This window comes from Streptomyces eurythermus (assembly GCF_014649115.1).
In the GTDB taxonomy this organism is placed as follows: domain Bacteria; phylum Actinomycetota; class Actinomycetes; order Streptomycetales; family Streptomycetaceae; genus Streptomyces; species Streptomyces eurythermus.
The window spans coordinates 589224-615847 of sequence record NZ_BMSK01000002.1; the positions used below are offsets into that span (position 1 = coordinate 589224).

27 protein-coding genes and 10 pseudogenes are annotated in these 26624 nt (G+C 69.1%); 21 read left to right on the forward strand and 16 right to left on the reverse strand.

Annotated features, from left to right (window positions below):
• Nucleotides 1–8: 8 nt before the first annotated feature.
• A complete protein-coding gene (locus IE251_RS05270) occupies nucleotides 9–818 on the reverse strand; it encodes a sterol desaturase family protein (protein WP_189751680.1) in 810 nt (269 codons plus the stop codon).
• A 152-nt stretch (nucleotides 819–970) separates the two neighbouring features.
• The gene (locus IE251_RS05275; RefSeq protein WP_189751755.1) at nucleotides 971–1201 is read right to left on the reverse strand and encodes a hypothetical protein; all 231 of its coding nucleotides are present in this window, start codon (nucleotides 1199–1201) and stop codon (nucleotides 971–973) included.
• Between IE251_RS05275 and IE251_RS40805 the strand changes: the two are divergent.
• Nucleotides 1155–1378 (forward strand): annotated as a pseudogene (locus tag IE251_RS40805) (glycosyltransferase family 2 protein); the annotation flags it as partial. The gene IE251_RS05275 and the pseudogene IE251_RS40805 sit on opposite strands and share 47 nt — an antisense overlap.
• Before the next feature lie 50 nt (nucleotides 1379–1428).
• Here the strand turns inward: IE251_RS40805 and IE251_RS42385 are convergent.
• The 3 genes and pseudogenes from IE251_RS42385 to IE251_RS41890 form a co-directional block, all read right to left on the reverse strand.
• Nucleotides 1429–1494: pseudogene (locus IE251_RS42385) on the reverse strand (hypothetical protein); the annotation flags it as partial.
• Between the two features lie 103 nt (nucleotides 1495–1597).
• Nucleotides 1598–1693 (reverse strand): annotated as a pseudogene (locus tag IE251_RS42390) (helix-turn-helix domain-containing protein); the annotation flags it as partial.
• 96 nt (nucleotides 1694–1789) lie between these two features.
• Nucleotides 1790–2020, reverse strand: coding sequence for a hypothetical protein (locus IE251_RS41890; RefSeq protein WP_307784803.1), 231 nt, complete (start codon nucleotides 2018–2020; stop codon nucleotides 1790–1792).
• A 1568-nt stretch (nucleotides 2021–3588) separates the two neighbouring features.
• On the opposite strand from IE251_RS41890, the gene IE251_RS05290 reads away from it, so the two are divergent.
• Entirely contained in the window at nucleotides 3589–4056 is a 468-nt protein-coding gene (locus IE251_RS05290; protein WP_189751681.1) for a hypothetical protein, read from the forward strand.
• A gap of 82 nt (nucleotides 4057–4138) precedes the next feature.
• On the opposite strand, the gene IE251_RS05295 is transcribed toward IE251_RS05290, so the two are convergent.
• Entirely contained in the window at nucleotides 4139–5053 is a 915-nt protein-coding gene (locus tag IE251_RS05295) for a transposase family protein (protein ID WP_189751748.1), read from the reverse strand.
• 391 nt (nucleotides 5054–5444) lie between these two features.
• On the opposite strand from IE251_RS05295, the gene IE251_RS05300 reads away from it, so the two are divergent.
• On the forward strand, nucleotides 5445–6824 hold the full coding sequence (locus IE251_RS05300; RefSeq protein ID WP_189751682.1) for a globin domain-containing protein: 1380 nt from the start codon (nucleotides 5445–5447) through the stop codon (nucleotides 6822–6824).
• A gap of 186 nt (nucleotides 6825–7010) precedes the next feature.
• On the opposite strand, the pseudogene IE251_RS40810 reads toward IE251_RS05300, so the two are convergent.
• Nucleotides 7011–7148, reverse strand: a pseudogene (locus IE251_RS40810) (phenylacetate--CoA ligase); the annotation flags it as partial.
• A gap of 136 nt (nucleotides 7149–7284) precedes the next feature.
• Between IE251_RS40810 and IE251_RS05305 the strand changes: the two are divergent.
• The 3 genes from IE251_RS05305 (at nucleotide 7285) to IE251_RS05315 (ending at nucleotide 9190) form a co-directional block, all read left to right on the forward strand.
• Entirely contained in the window at nucleotides 7285–7566 is a 282-nt protein-coding gene (locus IE251_RS05305) for a hypothetical protein (RefSeq protein ID WP_189751683.1), read from the forward strand.
• Nucleotides 7567–7709: 143 nt separating this feature from the next.
• Nucleotides 7710–8591 carry a major capsid protein gene (locus IE251_RS05310; protein WP_189751684.1) on the forward strand — a complete coding sequence of 294 codons (882 nt, stop codon included), beginning with the start codon at nucleotides 7710–7712 and terminating at the stop codon, nucleotides 8589–8591.
• Nucleotides 8592–8599: 8 nt separating this feature from the next.
• Nucleotides 8600–9190 (forward strand): GNAT family N-acetyltransferase, encoded by a 591-nt coding sequence (locus IE251_RS05315; RefSeq protein WP_189751685.1) that lies wholly within the window; start codon nucleotides 8600–8602, stop codon nucleotides 9188–9190.
• Between the two features lie 193 nt (nucleotides 9191–9383).
• On the opposite strand, the gene IE251_RS42300 is transcribed toward IE251_RS05315, so the two are convergent.
• Together IE251_RS42300 and IE251_RS42045 are read right to left on the reverse strand one after the other, a co-directional pair.
• The gene (locus IE251_RS42300; RefSeq protein ID WP_267925089.1) at nucleotides 9384–9842 is read right to left on the reverse strand and encodes a TetR/AcrR family transcriptional regulator C-terminal domain-containing protein; all 459 of its coding nucleotides are present in this window, start codon (nucleotides 9840–9842) and stop codon (nucleotides 9384–9386) included.
• Nucleotides 9834–10736, reverse strand: a pseudogene (locus IE251_RS42045) (IS701 family transposase); the annotation flags it as partial. The pseudogene IE251_RS42045 and the gene IE251_RS42300, both read right to left, overlap by 9 nt.
• 99 nt (nucleotides 10737–10835) lie before the next feature.
• Here IE251_RS42045 and IE251_RS05325 point away from each other — a divergent pair.
• Complete coding sequence (locus IE251_RS05325) at nucleotides 10836–11543, forward strand: DUF1326 domain-containing protein (protein ID WP_189751686.1); 708 nt, start codon at nucleotides 10836–10838, stop codon at nucleotides 11541–11543.
• 45 nt (nucleotides 11544–11588) lie between these two features.
• On the opposite strand, the gene IE251_RS05330 is transcribed toward IE251_RS05325, so the two are convergent.
• Entirely contained in the window at nucleotides 11589–11846 is a 258-nt protein-coding gene (locus tag IE251_RS05330; RefSeq protein WP_189751687.1) for a hypothetical protein, read from the reverse strand.
• A gap of 62 nt (nucleotides 11847–11908) precedes the next feature.
• Here IE251_RS05330 and IE251_RS05335 point away from each other — a divergent pair, with 62 nt between their 5' ends.
• Nucleotides 11909–12172, forward strand: coding sequence for a hypothetical protein (locus IE251_RS05335; protein ID WP_189751688.1), 264 nt, complete (start codon nucleotides 11909–11911; stop codon nucleotides 12170–12172).
• Between the two features lie 62 nt (nucleotides 12173–12234).
• Here the strand turns inward: IE251_RS05335 and IE251_RS05340 are convergent, their stop codons facing one another.
• Complete coding sequence (locus IE251_RS05340) at nucleotides 12235–12591, reverse strand: winged helix-turn-helix domain-containing protein (protein WP_373301968.1); 357 nt, start codon at nucleotides 12589–12591, stop codon at nucleotides 12235–12237.
• Between the two features lie 117 nt (nucleotides 12592–12708).
• Nucleotides 12709–12889, reverse strand: a pseudogene (locus IE251_RS40820) (transcriptional regulator); the annotation flags it as partial.
• A 106-nt stretch (nucleotides 12890–12995) separates the two neighbouring features.
• On the opposite strand from IE251_RS40820, the pseudogene IE251_RS40825 reads away from it, so the two are divergent.
• Nucleotides 12996–13106 (forward strand): annotated as a pseudogene (locus IE251_RS40825) (transcriptional regulator); the annotation flags it as partial.
• A gap of 27 nt (nucleotides 13107–13133) precedes the next feature.
• Here IE251_RS40825 and IE251_RS40830 read toward each other — a convergent pair.
• Both IE251_RS40830 and IE251_RS05350 read right to left on the reverse strand, forming a co-directional pair.
• Nucleotides 13134–13268 (reverse strand): annotated as a pseudogene (locus IE251_RS40830) (carboxyvinyltransferase); the annotation flags it as partial.
• Nucleotides 13269–13464: 196 nt separating this feature from the next.
• A pseudogene (locus IE251_RS05350) lies at nucleotides 13465–13895 on the reverse strand (transposase family protein); the annotation flags it as partial.
• 129 nt (nucleotides 13896–14024) lie between these two features.
• Between IE251_RS05350 and IE251_RS05355 the strand changes: the two are divergent.
• Together IE251_RS05355 and IE251_RS41660 are read left to right on the forward strand one after the other, a co-directional pair.
• On the forward strand, nucleotides 14025–14564 hold the full coding sequence (locus IE251_RS05355; protein ID WP_189751690.1) for a hypothetical protein: 540 nt from the start codon (nucleotides 14025–14027) through the stop codon (nucleotides 14562–14564).
• Nucleotides 14565–14946: 382 nt separating this feature from the next.
• Nucleotides 14947–15081: a hypothetical protein gene (locus IE251_RS41660; RefSeq protein ID WP_267925081.1), complete on the forward strand. Its 135-nt coding sequence runs from the start codon at nucleotides 14947–14949 to the stop codon at nucleotides 15079–15081.
• Nucleotides 15082–15137: 56 nt separating this feature from the next.
• On the opposite strand, the gene IE251_RS05360 is transcribed toward IE251_RS41660, so the two are convergent.
• Nucleotides 15138–16094, reverse strand: coding sequence for a S66 peptidase family protein (locus tag IE251_RS05360; protein ID WP_189751691.1), 957 nt, complete (start codon nucleotides 16092–16094; stop codon nucleotides 15138–15140).
• Nucleotides 16095–16525: 431 nt separating this feature from the next.
• On the opposite strand from IE251_RS05360, the gene IE251_RS05365 reads away from it, so the two are divergent.
• The 9 genes and pseudogenes from IE251_RS05365 (at nucleotide 16526) to IE251_RS05395 (ending at nucleotide 24232) form a co-directional block, all read left to right on the forward strand.
• The gene (locus tag IE251_RS05365; RefSeq protein ID WP_189751756.1) at nucleotides 16526–17692 is read left to right on the forward strand and encodes a hypothetical protein; all 1167 of its coding nucleotides are present in this window, start codon (nucleotides 16526–16528) and stop codon (nucleotides 17690–17692) included.
• 77 nt (nucleotides 17693–17769) lie between these two features.
• A complete protein-coding gene (locus IE251_RS41665; protein ID WP_267925080.1) occupies nucleotides 17770–17892 on the forward strand; it encodes a hypothetical protein in 123 nt (40 codons plus the stop codon).
• Between the two features lie 1671 nt (nucleotides 17893–19563).
• Nucleotides 19564–19827 (forward strand): annotated as a pseudogene (locus tag IE251_RS40835) (DUF6420 family protein); the annotation flags it as partial.
• Between the two features lie 372 nt (nucleotides 19828–20199).
• A complete protein-coding gene (locus IE251_RS05370; protein ID WP_189751692.1) occupies nucleotides 20200–20340 on the forward strand; it encodes a lasso RiPP family leader peptide-containing protein in 141 nt (46 codons plus the stop codon).
• Between the two features lie 386 nt (nucleotides 20341–20726).
• Nucleotides 20727–22205, forward strand: coding sequence for an asparagine synthase-related protein (locus IE251_RS05375; RefSeq protein ID WP_189751693.1), 1479 nt, complete (start codon nucleotides 20727–20729; stop codon nucleotides 22203–22205).
• Nucleotides 22183–22458 (forward strand): lasso peptide biosynthesis PqqD family chaperone, encoded by a 276-nt coding sequence (locus IE251_RS05380; protein ID WP_189751694.1) that lies wholly within the window; start codon nucleotides 22183–22185, stop codon nucleotides 22456–22458. Before IE251_RS05375 ends, IE251_RS05380 begins: the two co-directional genes overlap by 23 nt.
• Nucleotides 22455–22886 carry a lasso peptide biosynthesis B2 protein gene (locus IE251_RS05385; protein ID WP_189751695.1) on the forward strand — a complete coding sequence of 144 codons (432 nt, stop codon included), beginning with the start codon at nucleotides 22455–22457 and terminating at the stop codon, nucleotides 22884–22886. Before IE251_RS05380 ends, IE251_RS05385 begins: the two co-directional genes overlap by 4 nt.
• Nucleotides 22887–23400: 514 nt before the next feature.
• Nucleotides 23401–23946: a GNAT family N-acetyltransferase gene (locus IE251_RS05390; protein WP_189751696.1), complete on the forward strand. Its 546-nt coding sequence runs from the start codon at nucleotides 23401–23403 to the stop codon at nucleotides 23944–23946.
• Nucleotides 23947–24088: 142 nt separating this feature from the next.
• Nucleotides 24089–24232 carry a hypothetical protein gene (locus IE251_RS05395; RefSeq protein WP_229896608.1) on the forward strand — a complete coding sequence of 48 codons (144 nt, stop codon included), beginning with the start codon at nucleotides 24089–24091 and terminating at the stop codon, nucleotides 24230–24232.
• Nucleotides 24233–24627: 395 nt separating this feature from the next.
• Here IE251_RS05395 and IE251_RS05400 read toward each other — a convergent pair whose 3' ends face one another.
• Complete coding sequence (locus IE251_RS05400) at nucleotides 24628–25599, reverse strand: hypothetical protein (RefSeq protein WP_189751698.1); 972 nt, start codon at nucleotides 25597–25599, stop codon at nucleotides 24628–24630.
• 480 nt (nucleotides 25600–26079) lie between these two features.
• On the opposite strand from IE251_RS05400, the gene IE251_RS05405 reads away from it, so the two are divergent.
• Entirely contained in the window at nucleotides 26080–26376 is a 297-nt protein-coding gene (locus IE251_RS05405) for a hypothetical protein (protein WP_189751699.1), read from the forward strand.
• Nucleotides 26377–26624: the final 248 nt, after the last annotated feature.

The following is a 26624-nucleotide window of genomic DNA, read 5'->3' on the forward strand; positions in this document are numbered from 1 at the left end:
TTTCGTCGTCAGGTGGGCTGTCGGCCGGGTACCGCTCGGCGACGCACGATCTGGACATGGCTGGAGACGATGGCCTCGGTTCTTGGAAAGGATGCCGGATCGTGCAGACCGACCTGTTCCGGTTTCCGGCCGTCATACCAGGTGTAGCTGCCGAATATCCGGTCCCACACTGCCAGATCCGAGCCGTAGTGACCGGCTTCGGAGAGATCGATGCTGTGATGCAGACGGTGTTGCTCGGGGCTCGCGAGGATCTGGTTGAGCGCACCGATACGCACATCGATATTGGCGTGGATGAAGTAACCCTGGGTGATGACGAAGAGGCCCACCACGAACACCGCGTCATGGGAGAATCCGACCCATGCCAGAGAAAGCTGTACGGCGCTCTGTGCCAAGGTGATGTCGAGAATGTGGTTGACGCCGTTGCTGGCGACGTTGACCTTGTCCGGGACGTGATGGATCCCGTGCAGCCGCCACAGCCACGGGTTGACGTGGCTCAGTCGGTGCCCCAGATAGCTGGCCAGGGAACCGACGGCCAGTGCCAGCGGAATGTCGGCCCACAGTGAAAGTTCCGGTCTCGCCGGAGAGATGACACGGACGCAGAGCGACACGAGGAGCTGCGCGGCGATGCTGCCGGCGACGGTCAGCAGGAAATACGCGCCGTACCAACCCCATTCGCCGCGGCTCGGATGCCATTCGCGATCGTAGGGGATGAGCCGCTCCAGTGCCGCGAGATAGCAAATGACGGCTACTTGGAAAAGAGCGGTGACCGGACCCGGATCGAGATGGAAATAAAGCGCCGTCAAGGCCACGGCGGTCATTGTCAGAAAGAGTGCCGGATAGGCGATTTGACACGCGACGCGGCGGACGCTGTTCCCGTTCAGAGTGCACCTCCTCGCAGACGGGTGCTCCGTTGCGGGGATACCCTCTGTGGGGTAGGGTAATCTCCGTGCGGAATAAGTATGAGAATCGATCAGCCTAAAGGTGGTCGGTGATTTTCCAGAAACGTTTCTTCCGAGGCCAAGTCGTCACGGATTCCAACCGCAGTCGCCGGATGGCCTGCCTCGGCGGCGCGCACGGCGAGGGGCAGTCCCACGTAGCCTTGGCCGGCGACGACAACATCCATGACGACTCCCATCCGGGTAAGGAGCGGCGCGGTGCCCCTGGTTTCTGTGGTGATGCCGGTACACAACTCGGCGGCCACGCTAGGGCCTTCAGTCCGGTCGGTGCTGACGCCGACCCACACCGCTCTCGAACTGCTGATCACCGGCGACGCGTCTTCGGACGACTCGATGGTTTGCTGCGGGATTTTGCCCGCCAGGACGAACGTGTCCTGGTGAAGGCGGCGCCCGAGCAGGGCGGGATGACCAGGCGCCGGTCGTAGACCCAGAATGCGTGCGGGGCGGTGCGGTGCAGCTGTGCATCGAAGGGGATGATGCCCAGCTCCACGCGCTTCTGCCCGACGAGGCTGTACAGCCGGTCCAGCTGTTCCGCCATCACGTCCAGCGGGCGCGGGCGGTGGTACAGGGCCGCCTCGCACAGCGAACCGGAACGACTTTTCCGGGTCGTACAGGGCTTCCTGTCTGCGCATGCGCTTTTGCACGGCCGTATCAGTCGTAGCCGGGATGCCGCGGAACTCGGCAAGGGTGTCGAAAACGACGCGCGCGTGCTCCGGTGTCTGGAAGAGCGCCGGGATCCGGGACGCACAAGGCCGCGGATCTGCGTGGTGTTCTCCGTCAGCCGGCGAACTCGGCGATCAGCTCAGCCGGCACCCCCGGGTAAGGCCGCTCCATCACCTCCCCCAGCCATCCCGCATCGGCAGCGGCAACATCACGTCGGTCGAGGTGTCCGAGCCGAGCGTCAGACGGAAGGCGGACAGCGAGTGCGCGCAGAGGCCAAGGCCCACCGTCAGCATCGCGGAGACCGCCTCACCGAAGACCGTCTCCCGCAGCAGCACCGACAACCGTGTCGAATCCAGCACCATCACCTGCCCTGGCCGGTGGACCACCACCCGCGTGGACACGCCGGCCACCCCGGCCGCCGCTGCCGATCGCTCGTAGCGTGAGCGGGATCCCCCCCGGCCCGAACCACTCCCGTCAGACGCGCAGCAGCGTTCCGCACTGGCCGCAGCCGCGTCCGTTTCCGGGGTCCGGGCACACGCCGCAACCAGGGGTGCGGACACGGCGGCCCCCAGGCCGGCCGTGGCGGCGGTCCGCAGGAACGAACGGCGGGAGTACCCGCAGGCGCGCCGGTCCCGGCGAGGTTGTGCGACCGCTCGGTCTTCGGCTTCCTCCAACTCGGACAAGCGTGTAGGCGGCACAAGCGAATGCGGCACTGGAGTGGATTGCGGAGCTCACCGAGGCGTTGGAGACGCTGCGCGAGGACCGGGATGAGGGACGCCGGCGCCGGGTCGACCTGCAGCGGCAGATCGACTCGCTGACGAACCGGAACCAGGACCGGACCGAGGCAAGGAAGGCAGCACTGGCCCAGCGGCACCGGATGCGTGCCATCCTCGGCCCCTGTGAGAGCGACCAGGAGCTGGAGAAGTGGGAGCCAGGCTCTGAGCTGGGTGGTTCGCATACGTACTGGCTCCGGGAGCCTGCGTTCGCGCCACTCGCTCCGCCACCCGGCCGTGACTGCAGACGCCGAGGACTCGTTCTTTCCCTGGTCGACGTCCTGGTCCTCTCCCTGGCCGTCTCCGCCGGCACCCAGCTTCCCCGGCGACCACAACAACCCCAAGAACACCGCCGACAGCCAGATGGAGCGGATCCTCACCCCCGCGCTCCTGCCGACTGGCTCCGGCTCGCAGGGCCGTCCTTCCAGCCCCGCTGCTTCCACCTCTCCCGGGGCCCTTCCGGCCGAGGGCTCACCGACATGCCCGCCCAAGCCCGGCCACAACGCTGCCCCATCCACGCCCGCTCCCAGGCTCACGCCGACGCCGACACCCAGGCTCACGGCACCGGCGGTGAGCGTGCGCTGGCAGGGCACGCTGCTCCTCTACAGCAACGGAGTCTGCAGCGGCTGGTGGCTGGACGATCGGCCACCGTCACGGGCTTTGGCCGGCGACCTCGGCTTGGAGTGCGACTAGCACCCGGGCGAAGTCGACGGCAACGCTCTCGCGGCGTGGCACGGCGCAACGCGTCCCACCTACCAGCAGTGCTCCGAGATGAGCGGCCAGCTGGCGCGAAGGGCGCTGCCTGTTCAGGAGGGATCCATGGCCTGCCTCGGAACCTTGGACGGACGTCTGGGCCATTTCACGGTGACGAACATCCTGGGCCCTGCCGAACTGAACCTCGAAGCGACCGTGTGGGAGCGCCGGTGATCCTGAAGCGGTCGAGAAGGGCCGCGCACCGTACCGTGCCCGAACGCTGCCACAACGCACCGAAAGTCCCTTGCAGATCGCTGCACGACACGCGGCTGATCCGGATCTTCATCTTCCACTACGGGCATATGCCGTAACCCCGAAAGGTGTTCACTGACGGCTCCTGGAGCAGCTCACCCCGGTAAAATCTCACAGGATCATGAGCTGCACGTGGGGAGCCATGTGCCTCCGCGGCCACAGCTCACAAGAAATCGGCATCCGGAGGAACCATGCTCAAGCTGAACGCCCCCATGAACGGCCCCTCCGGGTTCAGAAGAGTGATCTCGAACCTCGACTACCCGGAATCCCAGTACGGATACACCGGGCCAGGGTGGAGCTGGATGTGGGTGAATTCCCCCTTCGCCTTATCTTTCGTGGAGGGGCAGTTCACTCGCAGGGTTTTCAAGCAATACCAGACGTCACATCGGGACCTGCGGTCCTTCGTCAGTGAAAGCCTCGCACCCAACGACCCGCGCTGGTCCAAAGCATGCGCCGCCGCTCTTCGCGACACGACCGCACAGGAATTCATTCTGGTCTGCGAGATCTGGGCATTCGCCTCGTTCGAAGTCCGCTCGGGCAGGAGCGCGGAAGCAGGTACGGCCTTCTACAACGGATGGGTCGCAGCCATGAACGCCGATCCGCAGAGCACATACGAACTGCAGTGGTCCGAGAAACCCACCGTCATACTGATGAGCTAACCGCGGGTCCGCGTCAGGCTACCCCTAACGAGTTGGTGCGTGATAGCGGGTGAGGCGGGCTGGCCCGTTGGGGGACGCTGGGTCAGGCTTGAGCGGTGCGGTCGGAGACGAGGCCGGCGATGGCGCGGTAGGTGTCGGCCAGGCGGTCGCGGCGATGGGTCCAGCGCGTCAGTTGCTTCCAGCGTTTGTGGTCGGCGAGGGCGTGTTCGACGGTGATGCGGTCGGAGGAGTGCCCGTGGCGGTCGCGTTCCCACTGTTCGACTCTGCCGGGCAGTGCTCCCGGGCGGGGTTTTCTGGGTGGTGTGATCGCTTGCCCGCGGTGGTCGCGGCTGAGGCCGAGGTAGCCGTCGTCCAGGAGGACCTCGACGTCGGGGAAGTGCTGAAAGCAGACGGCAATGCCTTCATTGCGGGCCGCCGTGGCGTCGTGCATGCGTCCAGGCCGCAGGGCATCGGTCCACAACGTGCGACCCCGCCAGTCGGCGATCACGGTGGCTTTCATCGTGTTCTGCTTCTTCTTGCCCGAGACGAACGCACGGCGTCCGCCACGGTTGGCCGGCGGCCTGCGGACCTGAATCTCGGTGGCGTCCAGCCGCAGCTCTACGCCCTCGGCCTGGGCATAGGCGAACACGTCCGTCAGCGTCCGAAGACGCAGGCCAGGCCGGTCGGGGACCGCGCACCCCCGCTCGGCAAGGAGTATGCGTATTTCTGCGATCGCGCGAGTGATGGTGGAGCGGTCGACGCCGAACAGCAGGCCCAGCACCGAATGCGGCAGGTCGTGCCGCAGATGGATCAGCGTGGCCACCAGCCGGTCGACGAACACCAGCTGGTGGCGGGCGCCGGCGCCCGCGGCCCGCTTCCGGACTCCTCCTCGTGCAGCATGCCGACGGCCCTCGAGTCCGGCCTGCCACGGCACGGCCAACTCCTCGACCAGACAAGCGAGATGCCGCCGAGAGATTCCCGTGAACAGCCGATGCGCCAGCACCGCCCGATCGACCATGATCGCCACACCCGGATCCTGCCACCTGTCAGGCCCGACGCCTCACCCGCTATCACGCACCAACTCGTTAGGCCCGCCCCCTCGGGCTGCTCCCGGCCGGCCACCTGGGCCCGGTGCCTCTTGTCACCACGGGTCGGCACAAGGGCCCAACGGCCCTTCTTACCAGGGACGTTGGGGCATATGTCCGTAGTGTCATACTGACCTGCGGTTTCTGTGGGCGTCGCGCCTCCCGGTCGAGGCGCCTGAGGGCCGTCACCCCTTCTTCGCTTCCTAGGAGTTCACCAATGCCTCGACTGTTCTGCCAGCCTCCGAGCGGCGCGCCGGTCCCCCCGGCCCCGTGCGCCGGGCGGGTCACCGGCATGGGCCGCGAGACGCGGACGGGGTTCTGACCATGAGTGCGAACGACCGGAGTTACCACACGCTTCTGGCCCGGCACGAGGCGATGCGACTGCGGCGTCGACTGCTCACCCCGGGGAACACCGCGGGTGCGCAGGGGCAGCCCCCGGCCGGAGAACCGTACGACGGCGGCGCCGACCAGCGGACCATCATGGACCACCTGGACCTGGTGGCCCCCTTCGAGGAGCTGATCACTCACCTCTACCAGGCACTGTTCACGCGGCATCCCTCGCTGCGGTCGCTCTTCCCCGCCTCGATGGAATTCCAGAAGGCCCATCTCGCACGGGCGTTCTCGTACCTGATCGAGCACTTGGACCGGCCCGACGACATCACCCGGACCTTCACCCAGCTCGGCCGTGACCACCGCAAGCTCGGTCTGCTGCCGGCGCAGTACGCCGCGTTCGAGGCAGCGCTGTGCGCAGCGCTGCGCATCCAGGCCGGCGAGCGCTGGCACGTGGAGCTGGAACGGGCGTGGGTGCGGATGCTGCGCCTCGGTGTGACGGCCATGGTGCGCGGCGCGGACGCGGCGCTGCACGAACCGCCGTGCTGGCGTGCCACAGTGACGGCGCATCAGTTGCGTGGTCCGGACCTCGCGGTGCTCCGGCTGCGGCCGCACGAGACCTTCCGGTACCACGCCGGGCAGTACGTCACGCTGGAGTCCGCGAGACTGCCGCACACCTGGCGCCCGTACTATCCGGCCGGCGCACCCGGCCAGGAGGAGCTGGAGTTCCATGTCCGCCGCACCGGGCCCGGCGGGGTGAGTGACGCCCTGGTGCGCCACACGTCGATCGGGGACGAAGTGCGGATCGGACCACCGAAGGGAAACCTGACACTCGGAGACGAGCCCTTGGGGGAACTACGGCTGGTGGCCTGGGACACCGGCTGGGCCGCGATGAAGGCGCTGTTGCGGGAACTGGACGCCCGAATGGGCACGGGATCGGAACACCGGGGCTGCGCGGTGCGGCTCCTCATAGGTGCCGGAACGCTGTCCGACCTGTACGACACCGACTACCTGACCACGTTCGCGAGTGGCCGCCCGTGGCTCACCGTGGTGCCGGTGATCGCGGGAGCCGCACCGGAGGAACGGACCCGTGACCGCCTGGTCCAGGCCGTGGCCGAGTGTCTCTCCCCGGTGGCCGGCCCCACCCTGGTGGCCGGGCCGCCGACTGCCGTGAGCGCGGTGACGGGCGCCCTCGTCCGTGCCGGACTGCCGGCCGAACACCTCCGCCACGACCTGCCGTCGGCCGGAGCCCGGGACGTGCGAGGGAGCGCGGCAGGGGCCGGACCGGCCGGGAGGGCGGCACCCCCTGGACAGCCGGTTCGCGTCCCGTCCGCTGTCGCTCTGCGCGCCGGTCCGGCGCCCCTGCCGATGTGATGCGCTGCCTGATAGCACAGCGCCGCCTGCCCCTCCCGTCGCCCCGGCGCGCCCCCGGGTGTCCTCCGCACGAAAACGACGGCGTCCGGACGGACGGGCGCACCGGCTCCGAGGGCGGAGGTGCCGACGCCGTGGTCCGCGTGCGTCAAGCCGGTGGCGCCAGGCGCTCGTCGGTGACCCGTTGCAGCCGAGGGACCGCTCCAGGGTCTGCGGGTCCACGACGGTCGCCTCCACGGTGACGCCGACGCCGTCCTTCACCCCCTTGACGATCGCGCGTGCCGCCGTCCGGCGCTGTTCGAGGCCGGCGTCCGGATGGGCTTCGACTCCGGTTCGGAGGAGAAACAGTTCACGGAGCGGCGCTCGACAACTCGCAAAGGGGGCTGAGCTGGATTACAACATCCTCCAGAAAAATGCGGAACTGCTCCTATCGGACATCCGCGAGCCCCGACCGGAGGACTTTATGGTCAAGACGTGGTCGGATGAGAATGTCCTGGCGATTCTGCGCAGCAAACCGCGGTTCGACGATGCCTCCTTCTGGGCCACCCTGCGCGGGCTCGCCGGGAGGCCCACCATCCGCTCGATCGCGCTGCCGTCAGGGGTGTCGCAGTCGGGAGTGGGCAAAGTTCTCAGAGGGTTGGGCAAAGACCGCCACGCCCGGGCGGTGTACGACCACCTCAACGCTCAGGCCGACATCCGTCATCGGCTTCGGGCAAGTGGTGGCTCGGGACCGATGGGAGCGTAGGCCAGCCAATCGGTCCCCCAGTCCTGGTGACCTCGCATAGCTACGGATCAGCGCTGTTCGCTGATCCGTAGCTATGCTGTGCTTCAGCGCGCTGCTGGTTTTGGGCCGAGCGACTCCAAGGTCGATCTTCTGGAGTTCGGCCCATGGAAGAGTTCGCGCTTCCCGACGACATCACAGCCCTCAACGACGAGGAACTCGACGCCCTTCTCGACGGTGCGGTCAAGGCTTTCGACGTCAAGGGGGGCAGCAGCACTGTCACCTACGGCGACATCACGCAGCTCCGTGAGCTGGCGACCGCCGTCCAGAACATCTGCACGGAGAAGGCGGAGCGCATCGAGGCCGCGCAGAAGGCCGCCGTCGAGATCGAGGCGCTCGCCGCGACCGTGCGCGGAGACGCCCCCGAGCAGGTCGCCGCCACCGAGCCGGCCGAGCCGGCCGCCGCCGAGGGCCGCGCCCTAAACCTCTCCCGCGTCCGCGCCCACCAGCCGCGCGTCCTGCCCGCCGACCCGAACCCGAGCCCGGAGATCACCGCCTCCGTTGACGTCCCCGGCTACCAGCCGTGCCAGGCCCTCGACGTGGCCGGTGTCACCGAGCGCATCATCCGCCGCGCCAACGCGTTGAAGACCGCGGGCGGGGGCGTGGGCCTCGCCGCCTCGTACCGGCTGCCGGTCCCACAGCAGCTCATCGTCAACGACAGCTCCAGCGGCACGGAGGGCACCCGGGCGGTCGTCCTCGCCGGCGACCAGGCCCGCTTGAACGGCGGTGATCTCGTCGCGAGCGGCGGATGGTGTGCGCCCAGCGCAACGGTCTATGAGCTGACCGGCATGTCCTGCCCGGAGATGCTGTGGGACCTGCCCGAGATCCAGCTCGCCCGAGGCGGCCTCAGGCACTTCCCGATGCCGTCGCTGGACGTCGCGGCAATGACGTTCGTGCACACCGAAGCGGATGACATCAGCGGCGCCGTCAAGCCTTGCTTCAGGATCGAATCCTTCTCCACGGGCCGGCCGGCGTTGCCCTGGGGATAAGTCAGGGCATGTACCCGAACAACCGCTCCAGCACCCGGCTCGCCCTCCGCGAACTGAGCGTGGAGGATGTGAACGCGGTGCTGGCCATCTACGGCAGCCCGCGGGCGACGGAGCACCTCTCGTTCGAGCCGCGCAGCCGAGAGCAAGTTGGTCAAATCATCGCGCGGTCCATCGCTGGAGCTACCGAGAGACCGCGCAGGGAGTTTTCGCTTGCCGTCATCGAGCGAAAATCCTCCGCACTGGTCGGGTTCGGCCGTCTGGCTCTCGACCCACACCAGCAGCGCGGAGCCACCATGGGCTTCGCGCTGCGACCAGAGGCATGGGGTGCCGGCTACGGCGTCGAAATGGTGCGGCTACTGCTCAGTGTCGGCTTCGATGAGTTGAATCTGCACCGGATATGGGGCGCGCGGTCCCCGTGGAACGAGGCATCCGCGAGGACGATGGCGGCCGTCGGCATGGTCGAAGAAGGAGTCATCCGCGAACACCTCCTGAAGGGCGGCGTGTGGAGGGACTCCGTGGTGCACGCCATCCTTGAACGCGAGTGGCGAGCCGCCCCTGCCGCAGACCCGCCGGCTGCGGGCGGCCAGCCCACCAAATAGCGCGCAGGGGAGGGTCACCGCAGTCGGCGCCGCCTTCTCGCAGCGGCGTTCCGAGGACGCCCCGCAGTGAACGACGCTCCATGATGGGCACGCCACAAAGGAGCCCGGGCAACGCGTTGTGTCTGCCGTACGTGGCCACGGCCCGCGACTTCACGGATCAAGGCGACGTCCGCCACGAACTTGGCCGCCTTGGTCATACGGCTTCGTGCTGCTGTTGTTGTTGGGCGGGGTCGGCGGCGCGGATGAGCTGGTTCAGGGCGCTGTAGTAGATGTCGTGGTCGGTGGTGGCGGGCAGGATCGCGGCAAGGTGGCCGGTCAGGACGGGGAACTGTTCAGGGTCGAGGGCGGCCAGTGCCTGGCGGGTGGCCGTCTGGGCGGTGCGGGGATCGCGGTGGTCGACGAAGCTGGCGCTGCCGAGGGTGAGCAGATACATACGCCGGTAGGCGGCGATGGCCTCTTCGGGTGTCATGCCGGCCGCGAGGGAGTCGGCAAGCTGCGGCTCGACCAGGCGCTGCAGGAGCTGGGGGGAGAGCCAGGGCCTGCTGCCGCGCAGGGCGAGCAGGCCGGGGTGGGCGGTCAGCAGCTCGTACAGCGCGGTGAAGCGGCTGCGGGTGGCGGTGGCCCACTTGGTGCCGGGCGGGATGTCGGGCAGGCGTGCCGCGAGGTGGTCGGTGACCAGGTCGAGCAGTCCCGCAAGGTCGGTGATGCCGTCCCACCGACCGTGCTCGGTCACCGCAGCTTGCTGGGCCAGCCGGCGCGAGCGCACCCCGGCCGGCCGGACCTTAGCGGCGAGGAAGCGGGAGGTCGTCGGGCCGCGGGAGCCTTCCCGCCACGTCACCTCCTGGAAGGCTTCCCGTCCGGCGGCCGCGGCCAGTTCCGTTACCGGCACGGGTGGCTGCCGGTAGCGGGGAACCGGCTGGCGGCCGTTCCCGGACCAGGCTGGGGTATCAGGGAGGGCGTCATAGGGCTGGACGGTCAGATCGCCGCGGATGCCGACCACGTACGCGTGTCCCCGCTCGGTCAGTGCGGCACGGAAGTGCGCGTTCTGGCCGTAGCCCGCATCGGCCACCACCACTGGCGGCACCGGTCCCCATCCGGCCAGTTCGTCCAGGGTGTTCAGTGCCAGACGCCACTTCTCCCGGTGCCCGACGTCCTCCGGGACGCCGGTCCGCCGGCGTCGGACGGCGTCATCCGCCCACTCCTGGGGCAGGAACAGCCGCCAGTTCAGCGGGCACGAGGCCGTGTCGGAGACCGCGTGCACGCTGACAGCGACCAGGCAGTTGGCCTGCTTGCCCAGCGCACCGCAGTACTGGTGGGTGACACCGACCGACATCCTTCCGTCCTTGGGGAACGACACGTCATCGACCGCCCAGGCCTCCGGGCCGATCTGCGGCACCAGCCGCTCGGCGATCCGTCGGCGCACCGGCACCGGATCCCACGTGGACTGATTCACGAACTGTGCAGGTTCTGCTCGTTGCCGTCCGGCAGCCGTGAGGCCAGGTCGGAGACCACGACGCCGGCTATGGGGTGGGACGGTACGCATATACCCCCCGGGGGTACGTGACGGTGATGCGTCGCCCCCGTAGCCTCCACATCAGAACAGCAGATACCCCCCCAGGGTATAGCAACTATCGAGGAGCAACCCATGTGCACGACATCCAGGGCATCGCAGAACGCCCCCACCGAGGCGGTTGTCCGTACGGGCACCGCTGGCGACAACGGCCTGCCGGACTGGCACCTGCGCGGTGAATGGTTCGATGTGTGCAGCTGCTCGCTGCCCTGCCCCTGCACCTTCGCGCAGTCGCCGACGAACGGGTCCTGCCTCTTCACCCTCGTCTGGCAGGTGCACGAGGGGCACTTCGGGGATATCCGCCTCGATGGCCTGGGTGTGGTCGCGCTCGGCGAGTTCGCCGGGAATATGTGGGTCGGTGACCCGGAGGCGACCATGAAGGTGATGCTCTACATCGATGCAAAGGGCGACCAGGCCCAGCGCGACGCGCTCGAGCAGATCTTCGCCGGACATGTGGGCGGCTGGCCCGGCGAGTTCGGCTCCCTCATCAGCGAACTGCGCGAGGTGCGGTACGCCCCGGTCCACTTCGACGCGGCCGAGGATCTCTCGTACTGGCGAGCCGAGGTGTCCGACAAGGTGGCCGTCGGTGCCAAGGCCCTCACCGGCCCCACCGCCGATCCCTCCCGCCGTGTCCAGCTGATCAACGCCCCAGGGGCCGAGGTCGGTCCCGGCCAGATCGCCACCTGGGGTGTGGTCGACGCTGATCACTCGGAAGGCTTCGACTTCTCCCGCCCGTATCGCGGGGGATCGAGCAAGCACTTCCCCTTCGACTGGCGTCCCTGACCCTGGTCCTCGAACGCTTCCGCCTCCGGCGGAACGATGTGACCGTCAGCGCGGACGTTCGCCACTGCTGCCGAGCTCGGGGTGCAGCGCGGTCACGGGGGTTATCTGAGTTGAATGTCCTGCGTCGCAGGACAGCGTCACGTGGTCCAGGATGCCGCTCAGCTTGCTCCGTACCGTCCAGCCCAGTTCGTAGGCCCGCGTGGTGAAGAGCGCCATGACGGCCGCCTCGGCGCGGGCAAGCAGCCGGGCAGAGCGCAGCGCGTCCTCCGGCGAAGACGCGGCGGTCCGTGTGTCGTCACTCATGTCGTCCCCCATCTCAACAGGCGCGCAGGCTGCGCGAGTGCTTGGACGAGGGTGAGGGTCGCATGGCGCACCGACAACGGGCGCAGGTGCTCGCCCGGGTCGAACAGGCTGCGGAATTCTGCGCTGCTCAGATGACAGCAGTTTTCGACTTGCCCGTCTCGCTCGCCGACGCACTCGCGCGACTGGGCTCAATCGGCTGGACGCCGCATGATATTGAGCAGTTCCCGCGCCGGCTGCGGCAGACCAGCGCTCAGGACGTCGAACAGGCGGCCGTGGATCTGTTCACCCAGGGACTGCGCGGCGGCATCGTTCTGGCCGGGGTCTGAGTGCCGAAGGCGGACAACGATCGACCCCGGGCCGGGTGAGAGCCCCGTCCGGCCCGGGGCAGTCACGAATTCGGGGCGGCTTGCGGACTCGGGGCACCGAGGGCGGATCCGAGTGCTGCGGCGTCGGCGGCGATGCGCTGCAGAGCGGCGAGATGACCAGTCAGAGCGGTCCGGCCTTGACCGCTCAGGCTCAACCAGGTACGGGGACGCTTGCCCACGTATCCCTTGCGGACGACGACATAGGAGGCCGACTCCAGCAGTGAAATTATCTTGCTGAGGGCGGAGTCGGAGACCTGGCAGCCATCGCGTACCGCACTGAACTCCGCCTCGGCGCAACCGGAGAGGAAGGCCATGACGGCCAGCCGGGTCGGATGCTGGATGAGGGGATCCAGGGCAGGGGGTGGAGCGTCGCTGCTCACGAAGCGGCCCCTCTTCTTCGTTCGCGCCGCAGAACGAGACAGTTGACCAGTCCGGCGCCGAGCCCCGCAACGATCACGAACCCGGCCAGATGCCACAACAGCTCAGCCGTCGCGGCCGTCACCAGGACCCCCAAGTAGGCCCCGATCAGCGCCCGGGGAGGCGGTCGCGAAGGCCGGCGTCTGGAGGAAGCCGGGTGGCACGTTGGAGAGGTAGACCCGGGCGCCACTCCATGTACATCGAGTCGACCGCGCGGGCGGTGGCGATGAGTTCGTCGGTCTGATCGTCGGCGGACGTGGCACGCGCCGCTGTCCCTGTCCCCTCACGCCAGTACTTCCCTGTCGGGAAAGTAAATGCCAGGCTTGCACTGCTATCCGCTTGCGGCTGGAGAAGACCATGGATGACGCGCGTCGCCCGCTCCCGGTTCCTCTACGAGGGCGGCCACCGCTACGTCGTGCTCCTTGAGGAGTCCGTCCTGCACTACCGCACCGCCGACCCCGACGCGATTGCCGGCCGCGGCGAGGGTGTGGGTGAGGCCGTCGGGGAAGTCGCCGGTGGTGATGTTGTCGAGGTGGACGCTGCCGCCGGTCGCGGCGGCGGCCATGACCATGGTGGCGGCCTCGATCCGGTCCCCGGCCACCGCGAACGTGCCGCCGGCGATCCAGTCGCCGCCGCGCACGTGCAGACCCCTCCTGGTCGAAGTGGACGAGGACGCCCCGGGCGGTCAGGAAGCGGGCGGTCTCGGTGACTTCCGGCTCGGTCGACGGGTGGGTGATCAGGCTGGTGCCGTGCGCGCGGGCGGCCGGCAGCATCGCTGTCACCGTCGCCCGAGGCTCGGCCCGTAGGGCGTGTTCACGTCCACGGTGAACGCCTTCGACGACCAGCCGTGTATCGGCGTCGATGACGACCTGGTGGTTGGTGGAGTACCGGTAGTTCTTCGACTGCTCGGCCACCGCATGATCCCGCGTGGGGACCAAGGTGCCGTCCACGATGAGCACGGTGTTCTTGCGGAACCGTCGGCGCGGCCGCAGCGCGAGCAACGGTGCGAGGCGGTTGATGATGCGGTCGGCCGCAGACTTCGAGATTCCGAACAGCGGCGCGAGCTGGCGCAGCGTCAGGTTAGTGCGCCATACGCCGCAACCAGCAGAACACGATCTTCCAGGGCCAGACACCACGGCCGGCCCCGGCGGACCGCGTCCGCTCCCTCACGGCGCAGGGCGGTCACCAGCTTGCCGAAGCAGCGCGGGCTCAGCCCCGTGAACGGGGCTATCCAGGGCGGCTGCGACGCCGTGATCACTGCTGCCACGTCGAGATCGTTCCACTACCCCGGAGCCTAGAGTTAAGGAGTCAGTACCGGTCAGAAAATCGCTCGGCGGTCTTGTCACCGGCCGGTACGGTGCGATGCGGAACCAAGGGGGATGAGCAGGTGCGTCCAGTGCTGCTGGTGGATGTGGACGGACCGCTGAACCCGTATGCCGCGAAGCCGCACCGTCGGCCGGAGGGCTATCAGACGCACCGCCTGCTGACCCCTCGGTGGGAGGCTGCCGAGCGGCGCCGGCTGACTGAGTGGGGGCTGCCGAACAAGCCCGTGAAGCCGCTGCGGGTGTGGCTCAACCCGGATCACGGCCCGGCGCTGGATGCGCTTCCTTTCGACCTGGTGTGGGCGACAACGTGGGAGGAAGAAGCCAACACCTTCGTCGCGCCCGTCCTCGGATTGCCCGAGCTGCCCTTCATTGCCTGGCCCTCGCCTCGGCCCGAGCCCGGGGACGGTGTGTTCTGGAAGACGCCCGAGGTCGTCGCGTGGGCGAAAGGCCGTGTGTTCGCCTGGATCGACGACGAGATCACCGAGGCGGATCGTACGTGGGTGAAGGAACACCACGACGGTCCCGCCCTACTGCATCGAGTCGACCCGCGATGCGGCCTTGCCATCGACGATTTCGCCGTCCTGACGGCATGGGCAACCGGCGTGGACTAACTCCGCAACCGGTCGGCAACCGTCTGCGACGCCGTCCCGCCTGATCATTGCGGGACAAGTCTGAGCTCGCAGCATAACTCCTGTCCGCCATGTCGGCCGGGTGCGGTCGTCGATGTCGGCGTGCGTCCGGGCCCGGGGCCCACCGACGCCATACCCACCGGGTTTGACCTTGAGCCGGGCCGGGGTCGCGATTGGTTCCGCCGGCGACCCTGACTCGGCACACCACGGTCCCGGGGAATCAGCATCCTCCGGGAGGCGTCCCGTGGCCCTGGGCCCGTGCGCTCGGCGCCCCCTGGCAACGCCTCGCTCGGAGCGGAGGGAACGATGCCGCGAATTTGCTGTACACCAGAACCATGAAGACCCAGGAAGCCTTCTGTGTGCGATGTGGCAGCGCGCAGACACTCGAGTTACCCGCCTCGACCAGACCAGCGCGGAAGGCACCTGCCTCCGCTGCGGCAAGTCCTTCCGCGCCACCCCGTACCAGGGCTGCGGTGGATTCCGCATCGACGGCTCCTGACTGGCCGAGCAATCACCGCCGCGTGGGCCTTGCACGCTGGGTAAGGCGGTCGACGGTCAGACGACGGCTGGCTGAACCGTCAAGGTTCCTTCGGCGGTGTCCATGGTGGCCTGAGTGCCGAGTGGGATGGTCGGAGGATGCAGGCCGTGTCCGGCAGGGAGTCCACCGAGAACGGGAACACCCAGGCGCGTCAGCCGGTCGCGCAGGACGTCGGCGATGCCCCATCCCCCCAGGGTGGGATCATCGGCATCCTGGTCGAAGCCGAGGAACTGGCCAAGTGCGACACCGCACAGTCCCTCCAGGGCCCCAGTACGGGTCAGCTGGGTCAGTGCGCGGTCGACCTCTCCCAGCCCTGTGCCTCTCTGGTGTTCGAGAAAGAGGATTGCCCCCTCAAGGCTCGGCAGACCGGCTCCGGCTTCGGTGCGGATCGCGTCAAGGTTGCCGCCGACCAAGACACCGCTCGCGGTGCCCTCGACGGTGACCGCCGCGCTGGCTTGGCTGATGTCCCGGTGGATGATCACAGGGGCGTTGGTCATCAGCGCGCGGCGAAGGGCTTCGGCTGACGCCGGCCCGGACCATTCGTCGCTCCAGTTGGCGAACGGGCCATGCAGCGAGGCCAGACCGCATCGCGCCCATAGGGCAAGGTGGAGGTGGGTGATGTCGCTGAAGCCGACCAAGGGTTTTGGGTCGCGCCGCAGGGCGTCGATGTCCAGGTCGTCGACGATGCGGTATGCGCCTTTGCCACCCCGGGTGGCAATCACCGCGCGGACTCCCGGGTCACCGAACGCGGAGTTCAGGTCGAAGACGCGATCTTCATCTCGGCCAGCCATATACCCCCATTGGTCGAAGACGTGCCGGCCCAACTCGACCCGCAGCCCCCATGACGTCAGTAGCTCGACGCCACGGGCGACTCCCTCGCGGCTGGGTGGACTGGCTGGAGAGACGATCCGCACTCGATCCCCGGGCCGTAACCGCGGCGATCGCACGGTCTGATGACTGTCGCAGGTGTCCATGCCGGGATCTTCCTACACCCGCCGAGCCGAAGTTGAGCCGTCTACATCAACCACTCACCGTCATGCAGCCAGGCTGCCGTCAGCGAATACGCGACACCTGAACATGTGAGCCCACCAGTCCCTACGCCGTACACCACGAAGGGAAACGGCCCCCCTCAGTTCTGCCGTGTATCGGCCAACCCGGCCCCCCAGGCCACACGGTCACCGGCCCCAAGTGGGCCGTCGGGCGGCCCCCGTATGCAGCTGACCAATGGTCAATCGCCCGGTAAGCGTCTGTTTGTTCGCGCCCTCACGGACACCCGGGAGAGTGATTCGCGCTCTGACGCATCTACCACGGTGCGCCACATGCCGCTGCCTAACATCCCTGTTCGGAGCAGGGACAGCGCTTTCCGTCCATGGCATTCCCTCCGCAGCGAAAGGTGACCTCACACATGACCACGCGACGCACCGCGCAGTGGCTCGCCCTGGGCCTCTGTGCCGCCGGGCTGGCGGCCGTACAGCCCGCCCAGGCCGCGCAGGCGGCGGGCAAGGAACAGGTACTCGTCTTCGACCGGCCCGCAGCATCCGATGCCACCTTCACCGTCCAGCCGTCGGTAAAGAAGATCATCATCGAGGCGTGGGGCGGCGGCGCCGCGGGTCAGACTGGTGCGGGTGGCGCCGGCGGGGGCGGTGGCGGCTACAACAGCGACGCCATCGGCAAGGACGCCACGGGCGGCAACGGCGGCCCCGGTGGTTACGGCGGCGCGGGTGGCGCGGGCGCCGGCGGCGGCGCGGGCGGGTACACCCGCTGCGTAGTGACCTGGAACGACTTCACGAGCGACATCAAGGTCCGCGTGCATGTGGGAGCGGGCGGAACCTCCGGGGCTCCCGGCCGGGGCGGGAGCGGCGGTCTTGGTGGTGCCCGGGGCACCAACGGGTTCATCGGCATCGGCTCGACGAGCGGCTGGACGGGAACGAACGGTGCCGACGGCGGCGCCCCGGGCCTGAACAGGGCCAACGGCGACGGGTCGAGCGTCTACATCAGGTACGGCGTCGGCACGGACAACCCGGGCTCCGGGGTGCCGAAGACCGTCCCGCTCGCGGCGGCGCAGAGCGGGGAGGCGGGCGCTCCCGCACAGCCCGGCACGCACGGCGCGGGCGGCTCGGGCGGCAAGCACGGCACCGTCGACCCCAACAGGAACGGCGCGGACGGCGCCTGGGGTGAGTCCGGTGCGAACGGGACCGGTGGGCAGCCCCACCCGTCGATCGCGTTCAGCCTGAAGGCCGCCTGCCCCGACTCCGGTCAGGGCGACGCCGTCAACTCCCCCGGCCAGCAGGGTCGTGCGGGCGGCAACGGACAGTCCTCCCACGGCTTGGAGTACCCCACGGTCGGCGGTCAGCCCAACCGCACCGCTGCCCAACCCGCCGTCGCCCTGCCCGTCCCGGGCGTCGGCCGGGGCGGCGTCGGCGGTAACGGGGCCTTCGGAGGCAGTGGCGGTTACGGGGCCCGCGCGGAGCGGTCCACCTCCTCGGACGGGCACGGCGGTTTCGCCGGGAGCGACGGCACGTCCGGCACCAAGGGCGGGAACGGCTACGTCCGCGTCACCCTCGTGAGCTGACGCCCTCGAAACTGCAACGGCCCGGCCGGGGGAGACATGTCCCGGGGCCGGGCCATCGCCGTTTCGACGGCCGCACCATGCAGTTCGGCACCGAGGTCCCCGGCGAGGGAACCACCTGGGGCAGCCTGGACGACGTCGTCCTGACCATTGAGAGCCTGCTCACCGCGACAGCCGGTCATCTCTGCCGCGCCCGTCGCTGACGCACAGCAGGGCATCACCCCGGCCGAGCGATCGTCACCGTCGTTCGCTCCACCACGGGCACCGTGCCCGGTGCCCGGCACTGCCGTCCTGACCGCGCCTGACGGACTCCCAGCGAACCGCTCCGGAAGGTGGATGCCCGGGAGAGCCGCGGTCTTGGCCATGGCGGACAGCAGCCCGTCGGCCAGCGCGGTGCCGTCCGGCTGAGCACCGTCCCGCAGCGGCGGCCCCGGGCATCCTCGCCCAGGGCCGCGCGCATGCCCGCGTCGGCCGGGGGTGCCCCGTCACCTGTGGTGAGACGTGCCGCCGGGTGCGGGTGCGGGTGCGGGCGCGGTGGTGGGACTACCAGCTGACGATGAGGCAGCCGGGCTTGCCGTCCTTACGCAGGTGCATGAGTGACCATGAGTGACCGGGCCGGAGGCGTAGTCTTCGTGAGTCGGGACGGGGCCGCCTGTCTGCAGTCCGGCAGCAGTCCGCCTTAGAACTTCAGGCTAGCGATTCCGGTCTCGCAGCGCTTCACCGCGTCTGCCTTCACGGCCGCGCTGTCGGCCACCTTGTGTCCCTTTTTGATCTCACCTTGGATGTATTCTGCCGCGAAGCCGCCGACGATTTTCCCTGGCCTTCGCGGCACCTCGAGGCCGACCGCGCCGACTCCGGCTACCCCAAGGCCATCCGGGGCAACTGGGATTTCTTCGCCTAGAACCGGGGCATCGCTCTTCGGAGCATCGTGCGGACCGGAGGAAGACGCCGGTGATCTGCGGGAGGGGAAGGACGGGAGACAAACCGCGGGCCGTCCTGGTTGCATGCCCGGGCCGCGCGCGGCCTTGGCGTCTGAGTGCCGCCGCCAGGAAGGAATGTGCGCAGGGCTCCGCGTCGTGGTCGTCCGCTGCGGTGAACCCCCGCCGCGAGGCGGCCCAGGCCCGCGCCCGCGAAGCGGGCAGGGCACGGCAGGAGGAGTACCAGGCGCAGGTGCGGCGGGCGGCCCGGGAGCAGGCGGCGTCCGCCTGAGCGTCGTCCTAGCTGGGTCAGGTGAGCTTGTCGATGTCTGCCAGCATGACTGCGTCAGGGTTCGGGGCCAGCTCTTCCACGACGACGGAGGAAGCGCGGTCGTTGCTCACGTTGAGCGTGTCCTCGTCCTCGTCCCAGATGCCCCGCTCGCGGATGGGCTGGAGGGTGGGCTCGTCCTCGTACCAGCTGCCCAGCTCGCTGGTGAAGTCGTCGCCGTCGGACAGAATGACAGGACACCTGAAAAACTGTCAATGCTCCTCGGAATCAGGCGAGTTGGTAGTTCACAGCTGGGACTGTGCCCGCGTACGCGAAGGAAGTTTCACCCGCTCGGGTGCCGCCGGCGTCCCGGACCGGATCACCGTGGCGGGCCGGGCAAAGGCCCCACCATGAGGCCGACCACACCCGGCACGACGCCGGCCACAGCTCTGGTCGGGGCGTGTCCGATGTGACACCACATTGCCGTCGGCCGTGATCTCCACGACCGTGCTGCACGGGACGGACCGCCGCCCCTTCCTTCCCCACCCACTGCGCCAGAGCTGCCAGGCACCGCTGGAACGCAGCGGGCGGATCCGGTGGTGCGGGCGCCGGCGGCCGGGGTGCCGGTGCTGCTGCGGATCACGCTCGATCACCTCGGCTGCCTTGCGTAGTGCGTCCCGGAGAAGAACGCCGCCTTCCGGCGGCTCGTCCTGGCCGTCGAGGGCTACTGCGTCCAGGCCGGGTGCCGCCCCCCTGCCGCGTTCTCGGACGGGGTTCTGCGCCGCTTCGAGGTGTGCAACGGCGCCGTCACGCTCGCCGCGTTCGTGCGCGCCGTGCTCGCGATCGTGCTGGGAGATCTCACCCCTGCCGGTCGGATCGTCAAGGAGTCCGAAGCGCGGTTGGGCCCGTCCTTCGCCCCACAGGGCTCGTCGTCAATCTCAAGGTGGTCGTGACCAACTTGGTCCCGGCTCGCGCAAGGTGCCCTCGAAACGTGTCGGTGAGAACGTCCAGGGCCCGCTCCCCGCCGACCAGTGCAGCTGACGGGGAGCCGGCCGACAACGCTGGGAGAGCAGGGCGCGCGGACTCCTCGTCACGGGTATGAACGCGTGGGCCCGCGGCCCGCACCGTGCCGGCCCGCCCGCCACGCGTGGGACTCATCGCTCGCTGCAGACTTTCCGACTGCCCGGCCGAAGCTTCTCGTGCGGCAAGATTAATTCATTTTAATAACCCACATGAGGCAGAGGGTGATTCCTCCTTCCGTGTGAGGGAATCAAAGGCGTGTCGCGCCGATACCGGTCGTGCGACTTGAGGAAAGGAGGAAGCCGATGCGTGAGGAATTCGAGTTCGAGCAGGCTGAGGTGTACGAGCCTCCGGTGCTGGCGGAGGTCGGTGACTACACCGAGCTGACGGAGGGTTTCCGAGGCTTCAGCTGGGATGGCTGGGGCGGCTTCCACCGCTGGGGCTGATGCCTTCGCGTTGTGGTGGGTGCTGGTTCGTGGTCCTTCCGGACTGTGAGGCGGCGTCCGCCGTTTTCGAGCAGTCGTTCCGGTCCGTGGCGTGCCGGGTTTTGCGGCATGCCTCCGGGCGTCCTTGGCTGGTGGGTTGCTGGACCGCAAACGACATGCGAGCGGTCGAGGCCGGTGAGGTCCGGCTGGCGGTATTGGGAGTATGCGGTCTTACGCCGGCGCAACTGGAGCACCGACTGGGTGGCGTGGACGATGTCGGTGGTCTCGAAGCGGATGTGGCGGGCGGCAGTGGGAGCTTTCACCTGGTGGGCTCGGTGGCCGGACGCGTCTACGCGCGCGGGACGGCGTCAGGGGACCGGCGCCTGTTCCATACGACGGTGCGCGGAGTGTCCGTTGCTGCTGACCGTGCCCGCACGCTGGCCTGGCTGGCCGGGGCGCAGACGGACATGTCGCAGGTCGCGGTCCGGCTGGCCTCGCTGATCACCGTCCCGCACCCACTGGACCACGCCTCGATGTTCCACAGCGTCCATGCCGTACCGCCGGGCCAGGCCCTGCACATCGAGCCTGACGGCCGCGCCGCTGTCCGGCAGTGGTGGCGGGCGCCGGAGGCGGAACTTCCGCTGCCAGAGGGCGCCGCAGGGCTGCGGCGGGCATTGCGGGACGCGGTGGCCGCCCGCGTACGGTCCGGCGAGCGGTGGGGCGCGGACCTTTCCGGCGGCATGGACTCCACCTCCCTGTGCTTCCTGGCCGCCGAAGCCGGCGCGGACCTCGTCGCCCTGACCCTAAAGGCCCGCGATCCCGCGCGTGAGGATGTGGCCTACGCCCGGCAGGCCGCCGGGCGTCTACCCGCCGGAAGCGTCCACCTGGTCTTTCCCACCGCGCAGTTGCCGCCCTACCTCACCGGCCTGGAAGAAGGCGGTGAGCCGCAGGACGAACCCCTCACCCACCGCCGCGACCTGGCCCAGCAACAGCACCTGGCCGCGGCGATGCGCGCGCACGGAGCCGACCGCCGGCTGTGCGGGCAAGGCGGAGACCAAGTGGTCATCGCCCCCGTCAACCACCTGCACGACCTGGCACCACGCCACCCCCTGTTCGTGTCCCGCCGTCTGTCGGGCTACGCCACCAAGCACCGCTGGCCCCGCGCGGCACTGCTCCCGGCCCTGGCCGACCGCCGTTCCTACCCCTCATGGCTGCACTCCCAGGCCCGAGCACTGCACCGCGGCCGGACACCGGGGGAGGGGCCCGCCTCCCTGCTGGGCTGGGCACCGGCGGTGACCATGCCGCCCTGGGCCACCGCCCAGGCCCGGCACACGGCGGCCGACCTGCTCACCCGTGCCGCGGCACACGCCTCGCCGCTGGCCGGCACACGCGCAGCCCACTTCTGGCTCTACCAGGCACGGCAGGCCGGCCGGGTCGCTTCCGTCTACGGGCACAGCGGCCTCGAGGCGGAGATGCCCTTCTGCGACGACGCCGTCATCGAGGCATCCCTGCGCGTACGCCCCCACGAGACGGACACCCCCTGGTCCTACAAACCCCTGCTGGCCACGGCCATGCACGGCATCGTGCCCGAGGCCCTCCTCGCCCGTACCACCAAGGGCAGCTTCACCGCCGAGTGGGTCGCGGGGCTGACGGCCCACAAGCGCCAGCTCGCCCACTGGTGCGACACCTCCCTCCTGGCCGCCGCAGGACTCGTCGACCCCGGCCTGCTGCGCCGCGCCTGGCTCAGCCCCACCACTCTTACCGCCCGGCACCTGGTGGCGGCCGAGGAGACCCTGGCCCTCGAAGCCTGGCTACGGGATCTGGCCGCCCACCCTGTGCCCTCGCACCTCAAGGAACACCCGCATGCCCCTACAACTGCGCGCTGACGTCACGCTCTGCGAGACCACCGACGCCCTCGTCCTGCTCGACGGCCGACGCGGCCGCTACTGGCAGCTCAACGGCACCGCAGCCACCATTCTGCGAGCCCTGCTCGCCGGCGCCACACCCGAACAGATCTCCGCGGACCTCTCCCGCAAGCAACCCGTCACACCCGACCAAGCCACCCGCGACACCACAGCCCTGATCGACCAACTCCTCAAAGCCCGCCTCGCCGAGCACACCCCCCACCCGCCACGATGAGCCAGATCCTCGACTCACCAGAACGCCGACCGCCCCTGCGCCGCCGGCTCGCCGTCCACGGCGCCCTCGCCGCAGCACGCCTCATCGCCCACCTCCCACCCCGGCGCATCGTCAGCGTCCTGCGCTTCCTGCGCCACCGCGCCACCCCCGCCACCTTCGAACAGGCACTGACCGCCCGCAGCGACGTCACCGCCACCAGCACGCTGTGCGCCGGCACCTACTGCCTGCAGCGCTCCCTGGCCACCACACTGCTGTGCCGCATGCGCGGCACCTGGCCCACCTGGTGCAGCGGCGTACGCACCCCTCCCTTCACCGCCCACGCCTGGGTCGAAGCAGAAGGACGACCTGTGGGCGAACCCGCGGACATCGGCAGCTTCCACCACCTGCTCACCGTCCCCGCGACAAGCCCGGCACCACAGGGGCACTGAAGCCGCACTGCCCGGGTGGCAGAGACCGAGGGCGGCGTCGAGCCGGCGGTGGACGTAGGCCGGGACAGGTTGGAGCAGGGCGTCGCCTGTGATGGAACCGGCACCGGCAAGTCCTGGCCGCGGCCGCCAAGCAGTCGCCGGCGCGCGAGGCGAGCCGGCGGCCGAAGGCGACGAGGATGAGCAGGCTCCGTGCACCACAGGTGTTGCATCCAGCCGCAGACTAGGGTGCCCCGGAGAAACTTCGGCGATTTCGGCCGCGAGCGGGGCGGAGATCGAACGGGACTGGGCCCGGCGCACCGAGGACTGCCGGAGCGAAGTCCGCCGGGTCCTGCTGACCCGGGAGCAGACCGTCGAGTACGAGTTGCTGTCGGGCCGAGGAAGCGTTCGCCCTGATGTCGGGCAGCCCGCTGCCCGGCCCCTTGCGCGTCCTGCTCGGCGACTTCTACCGCGATCTCCTCGCACTCGCGCCCTCCACCACTGTGGCGCGCGAGTGGGCCGACCGTTACCGATCCGAATGGAGCCCCGCGTGACCACGGCACCCGTCATCGACCTGCGCCGCTACGGCCACACCGACCTGCCCGGCATCCGGCAGACCCTGCTCGACGTCCATGCCATCGCCTACTTCGAGCGGCGGCACGAGGAGTTCGTCCAGCGCTTTCCCTGGTTCGTGGAGCACTGGGGCGGACGTGAGGGATTCGCGTGCGTGGTCGCCTACGCCGACGGCGAGCCGATCGGGTTCACGTACGGGGCGCCGGGCGAGCCGGGGCACGAATGGTGGCGTGAGTACCTGAGCGAAGAGCCGGCCAACCCGTCGACGTTCTCCGTCTCGGAACTGATGCTGAAGCCGCAGTGGCGCGGGCAAAGCCTTGGGGAGCGGCTTCACCGCGCGCTGCTCGCCGACCGGCCGGAGGCCTTGGCCGTGCTCACGGTGGACACCAAGCGGCCCCGGCTCCAGGCGATGTACGAGGGCTGGGGATACCGGAAGGTCGGCGAGCGCCAGCCGTTCCCGGACTCCCCGCTGTATGCCGTGATGCTGCTGGAGCGCAAGCGCGCGGCCTGACGGGCGCCGCCTGCGGCCCGCTCCAGCAGCGGTCCCGCCCGGCGTGTGCCAGGGCGGGACACAGCTCCCGATACGGGGGCGGGGCGTGCCCGCCGCAATGGCCCTTGCTGCGTGCTGCGCATCCGCCATTGCGCCCGGATCCGTGCTGCAGCGCCTAGCCCTGGACGCCGTCGCCCCGTACATCGACCGTGACGTCCTCGCCCGGCAGCTCGCCCGCGAGGAAGCGCAACGCCGCGCCCTGACTGCCGTCCTGAACGGCCGGCGGGCCGGGGGAGCACCGTCGTAGCGCTGTACGGACGCCCGCAGGCTCAGGCGGGCGCTGGCCGCCGGTTCCGGGCGCAGTGACGCGAGCGGGGAGCGCCGGCCCTTCTCCACGGCGCGCAACTGCTCCCAGTCGACTTCCGGGTGTGCGGCGGGGATCGCGTCGACGGAGGCGGTGGTGTAGAGCGGGACGTCGACGGCCCTGGCCCGGCTGGTGACGAAGCGGACCTTGACCGGCTGCGGGGGAGCGGAACCAGCCGAGCCGGACCATGCTTGATGCTAGGTCGCCCGTCCCGCCGTCCAGCCTGGCCGGGAAGGGGGCCGTGATCCTGGGCGACCGGGAGCGGGCGGCTTTACCGGACCTGTTGTGTCTCTGGGGGCTTCCCCGTGAGGGGCGGATCGGCTCCGCGCGTGTTCAGGTCACAGAGAGGTGAGCCGGTCGCGGATTTCCGACAGGCGGTCGATCTTTTCCTGCAGGCCGCTCGGGTCGTGCGGGCGGTGGCCGTCCGCGCTCAGTTCCGCGGTGAGCCGTGCTTGTTCCTGCATGAGCCGGTTCTCCTCGGGGGTGAGCTTGTTCACGGGACAGGACATGTGGTGGGTGGCCACCGGGTCGACGACTCCGGGAACGTGGACGGGCGCCCGCATCGGATATACGGCGAGGCGATCGGTCTCGTTCTCCCGCTTGTACCGGTAGACCAGCCAGCCGGTGTACACGCCGGCGCAGGCCCGCACATCCTGCCGGCCCCAGTAGTCCTTTGCGACGGGGACGGTCTTGGCGTACTTGTCGCTCTTGGTCACGGAGGTCGTGTCGGTGGTGCTCTTGGACCATTTGAAACTCGCGGTCCTCTTGGTGTCGACGCCCTTCGCGTTGACACCGGCTTCCGCGGAAAGGCCGAACTCGTAGCCCTCGGTCGTGGTGGAACTGACGGTGACCGCGTACTGGGTTTCCCACGTCTCCGTAGCGGGGCCCTGTTGGGCGGTGGAGTGGTGCACCAGCGGGGCCTGTGCGACGAGGGTGCCGATGAATCCGGCGGGGAGCACCGAAATCCAGGCGGCCCTGCGCTTTTTGCTGTAACCACCCCAGTTGGTGTCCCATTTCGGGAGCTCGTCCCAGTTCTGGTGGACGTGGTCCACCTGGTCCCTGCGCCACGTCCACAGGTTTTCCATCCGGGTGTAGGCGTCGGCCAGGGGGAGCGTCTTCTCGGCCTCACTCCGGGTGACCTGGAGATCCCAGGTGATGTGCAGCTGGTCCTCGGTGAACGCGAGGGGTGATGCATCCGGACAGCGTGCCAGGTCCATGGTCTTGGGCGGGATGTAGGGCGGCATGTCCTTGTGGTCCAACGGCAGTACGTTGTAGTCGCCGAGGGGGAAGTCACCGAACCTGCTGGTCATAACGAAGCCCCTTTCCGAATCTACGGCTGAGTCGTGCCAGTGCACAGGTGGTTGGATGTTGACGGGTGCCCGACTGATACTGAAACCAACGACAGGCTGGGGGGCTTGCGGTAGTGCGCGGCGCGCAGCTGCGCGCCGCGCACGCTGCGAATGGGCGTCGGTCGCCTGACTCCCGGAACCGACGTACCTTCGCATCTCTGCTCGCCTCTGACGGAGCCTACGAAGGCGCGGCCTTCGACCTAGGCTTGCCGCATGCGCGAGGACATGGACGAGGACCTGGCCGTGACGTCGTACGCCACCGTCCACTCACCAGTGACGGGAGCGACCGGCCGGTGTGGCGGGTCGCCGGCCACGGCGAGGTCCGGGGGGTGCTGACCGCGCTGCCCAAGCTGCGGTGAGCACAGCGGGGGGCCGCTCTCCACCCCGGGCCGGGCCCGCTGTTTCTGCCCGGTTGTCGGTGGCGGCTGGAAAGCTGATCGCATGAACGGAGACGAGCAGCTGCTGAACCGGCGCGTCTACGGCGCGGACCACGACGACCCCAACCCCGGCCCGCTCCCGGAGCGGACCTACGCCGAACTGGTCGGCGGGCCGCTGGACGGCCTGCTGCTGGACATCCACGGCTGGCGGACCAAGGAAGTCGACGACGGTGTCGCCCTGGTCACCGAGCTCTCCCGGTGGCCAGGCGGCCGGGCGCTGTACGACCCGCGCCTGGGCGAACCCCGCACATCCGGGCCCGGCGTCAGCTGTCGCTTCTACTACTCCCGCGACACACCCTGACCGTCGCCTGGCGGTTGCCGTTGCCTCGACCTTCTAACGGGCAGCTGGCTGACAGTGTCCCCGTGCCCGCCCGGCCCGGATCCGGTTTCAGCGTCTAGAGCGGCATCAAGCAACGTTCGCCCTGCGCATTACAAGTCAATGCAATTACGAGCTGGTGCGTGATAGCGGTTGAGGGGTGATCGCGCGAGGGTGGGATGATCCAGCCCGTGGTGATCATGGTCAACCGGGACGTCCTCGCGCATCAGCTG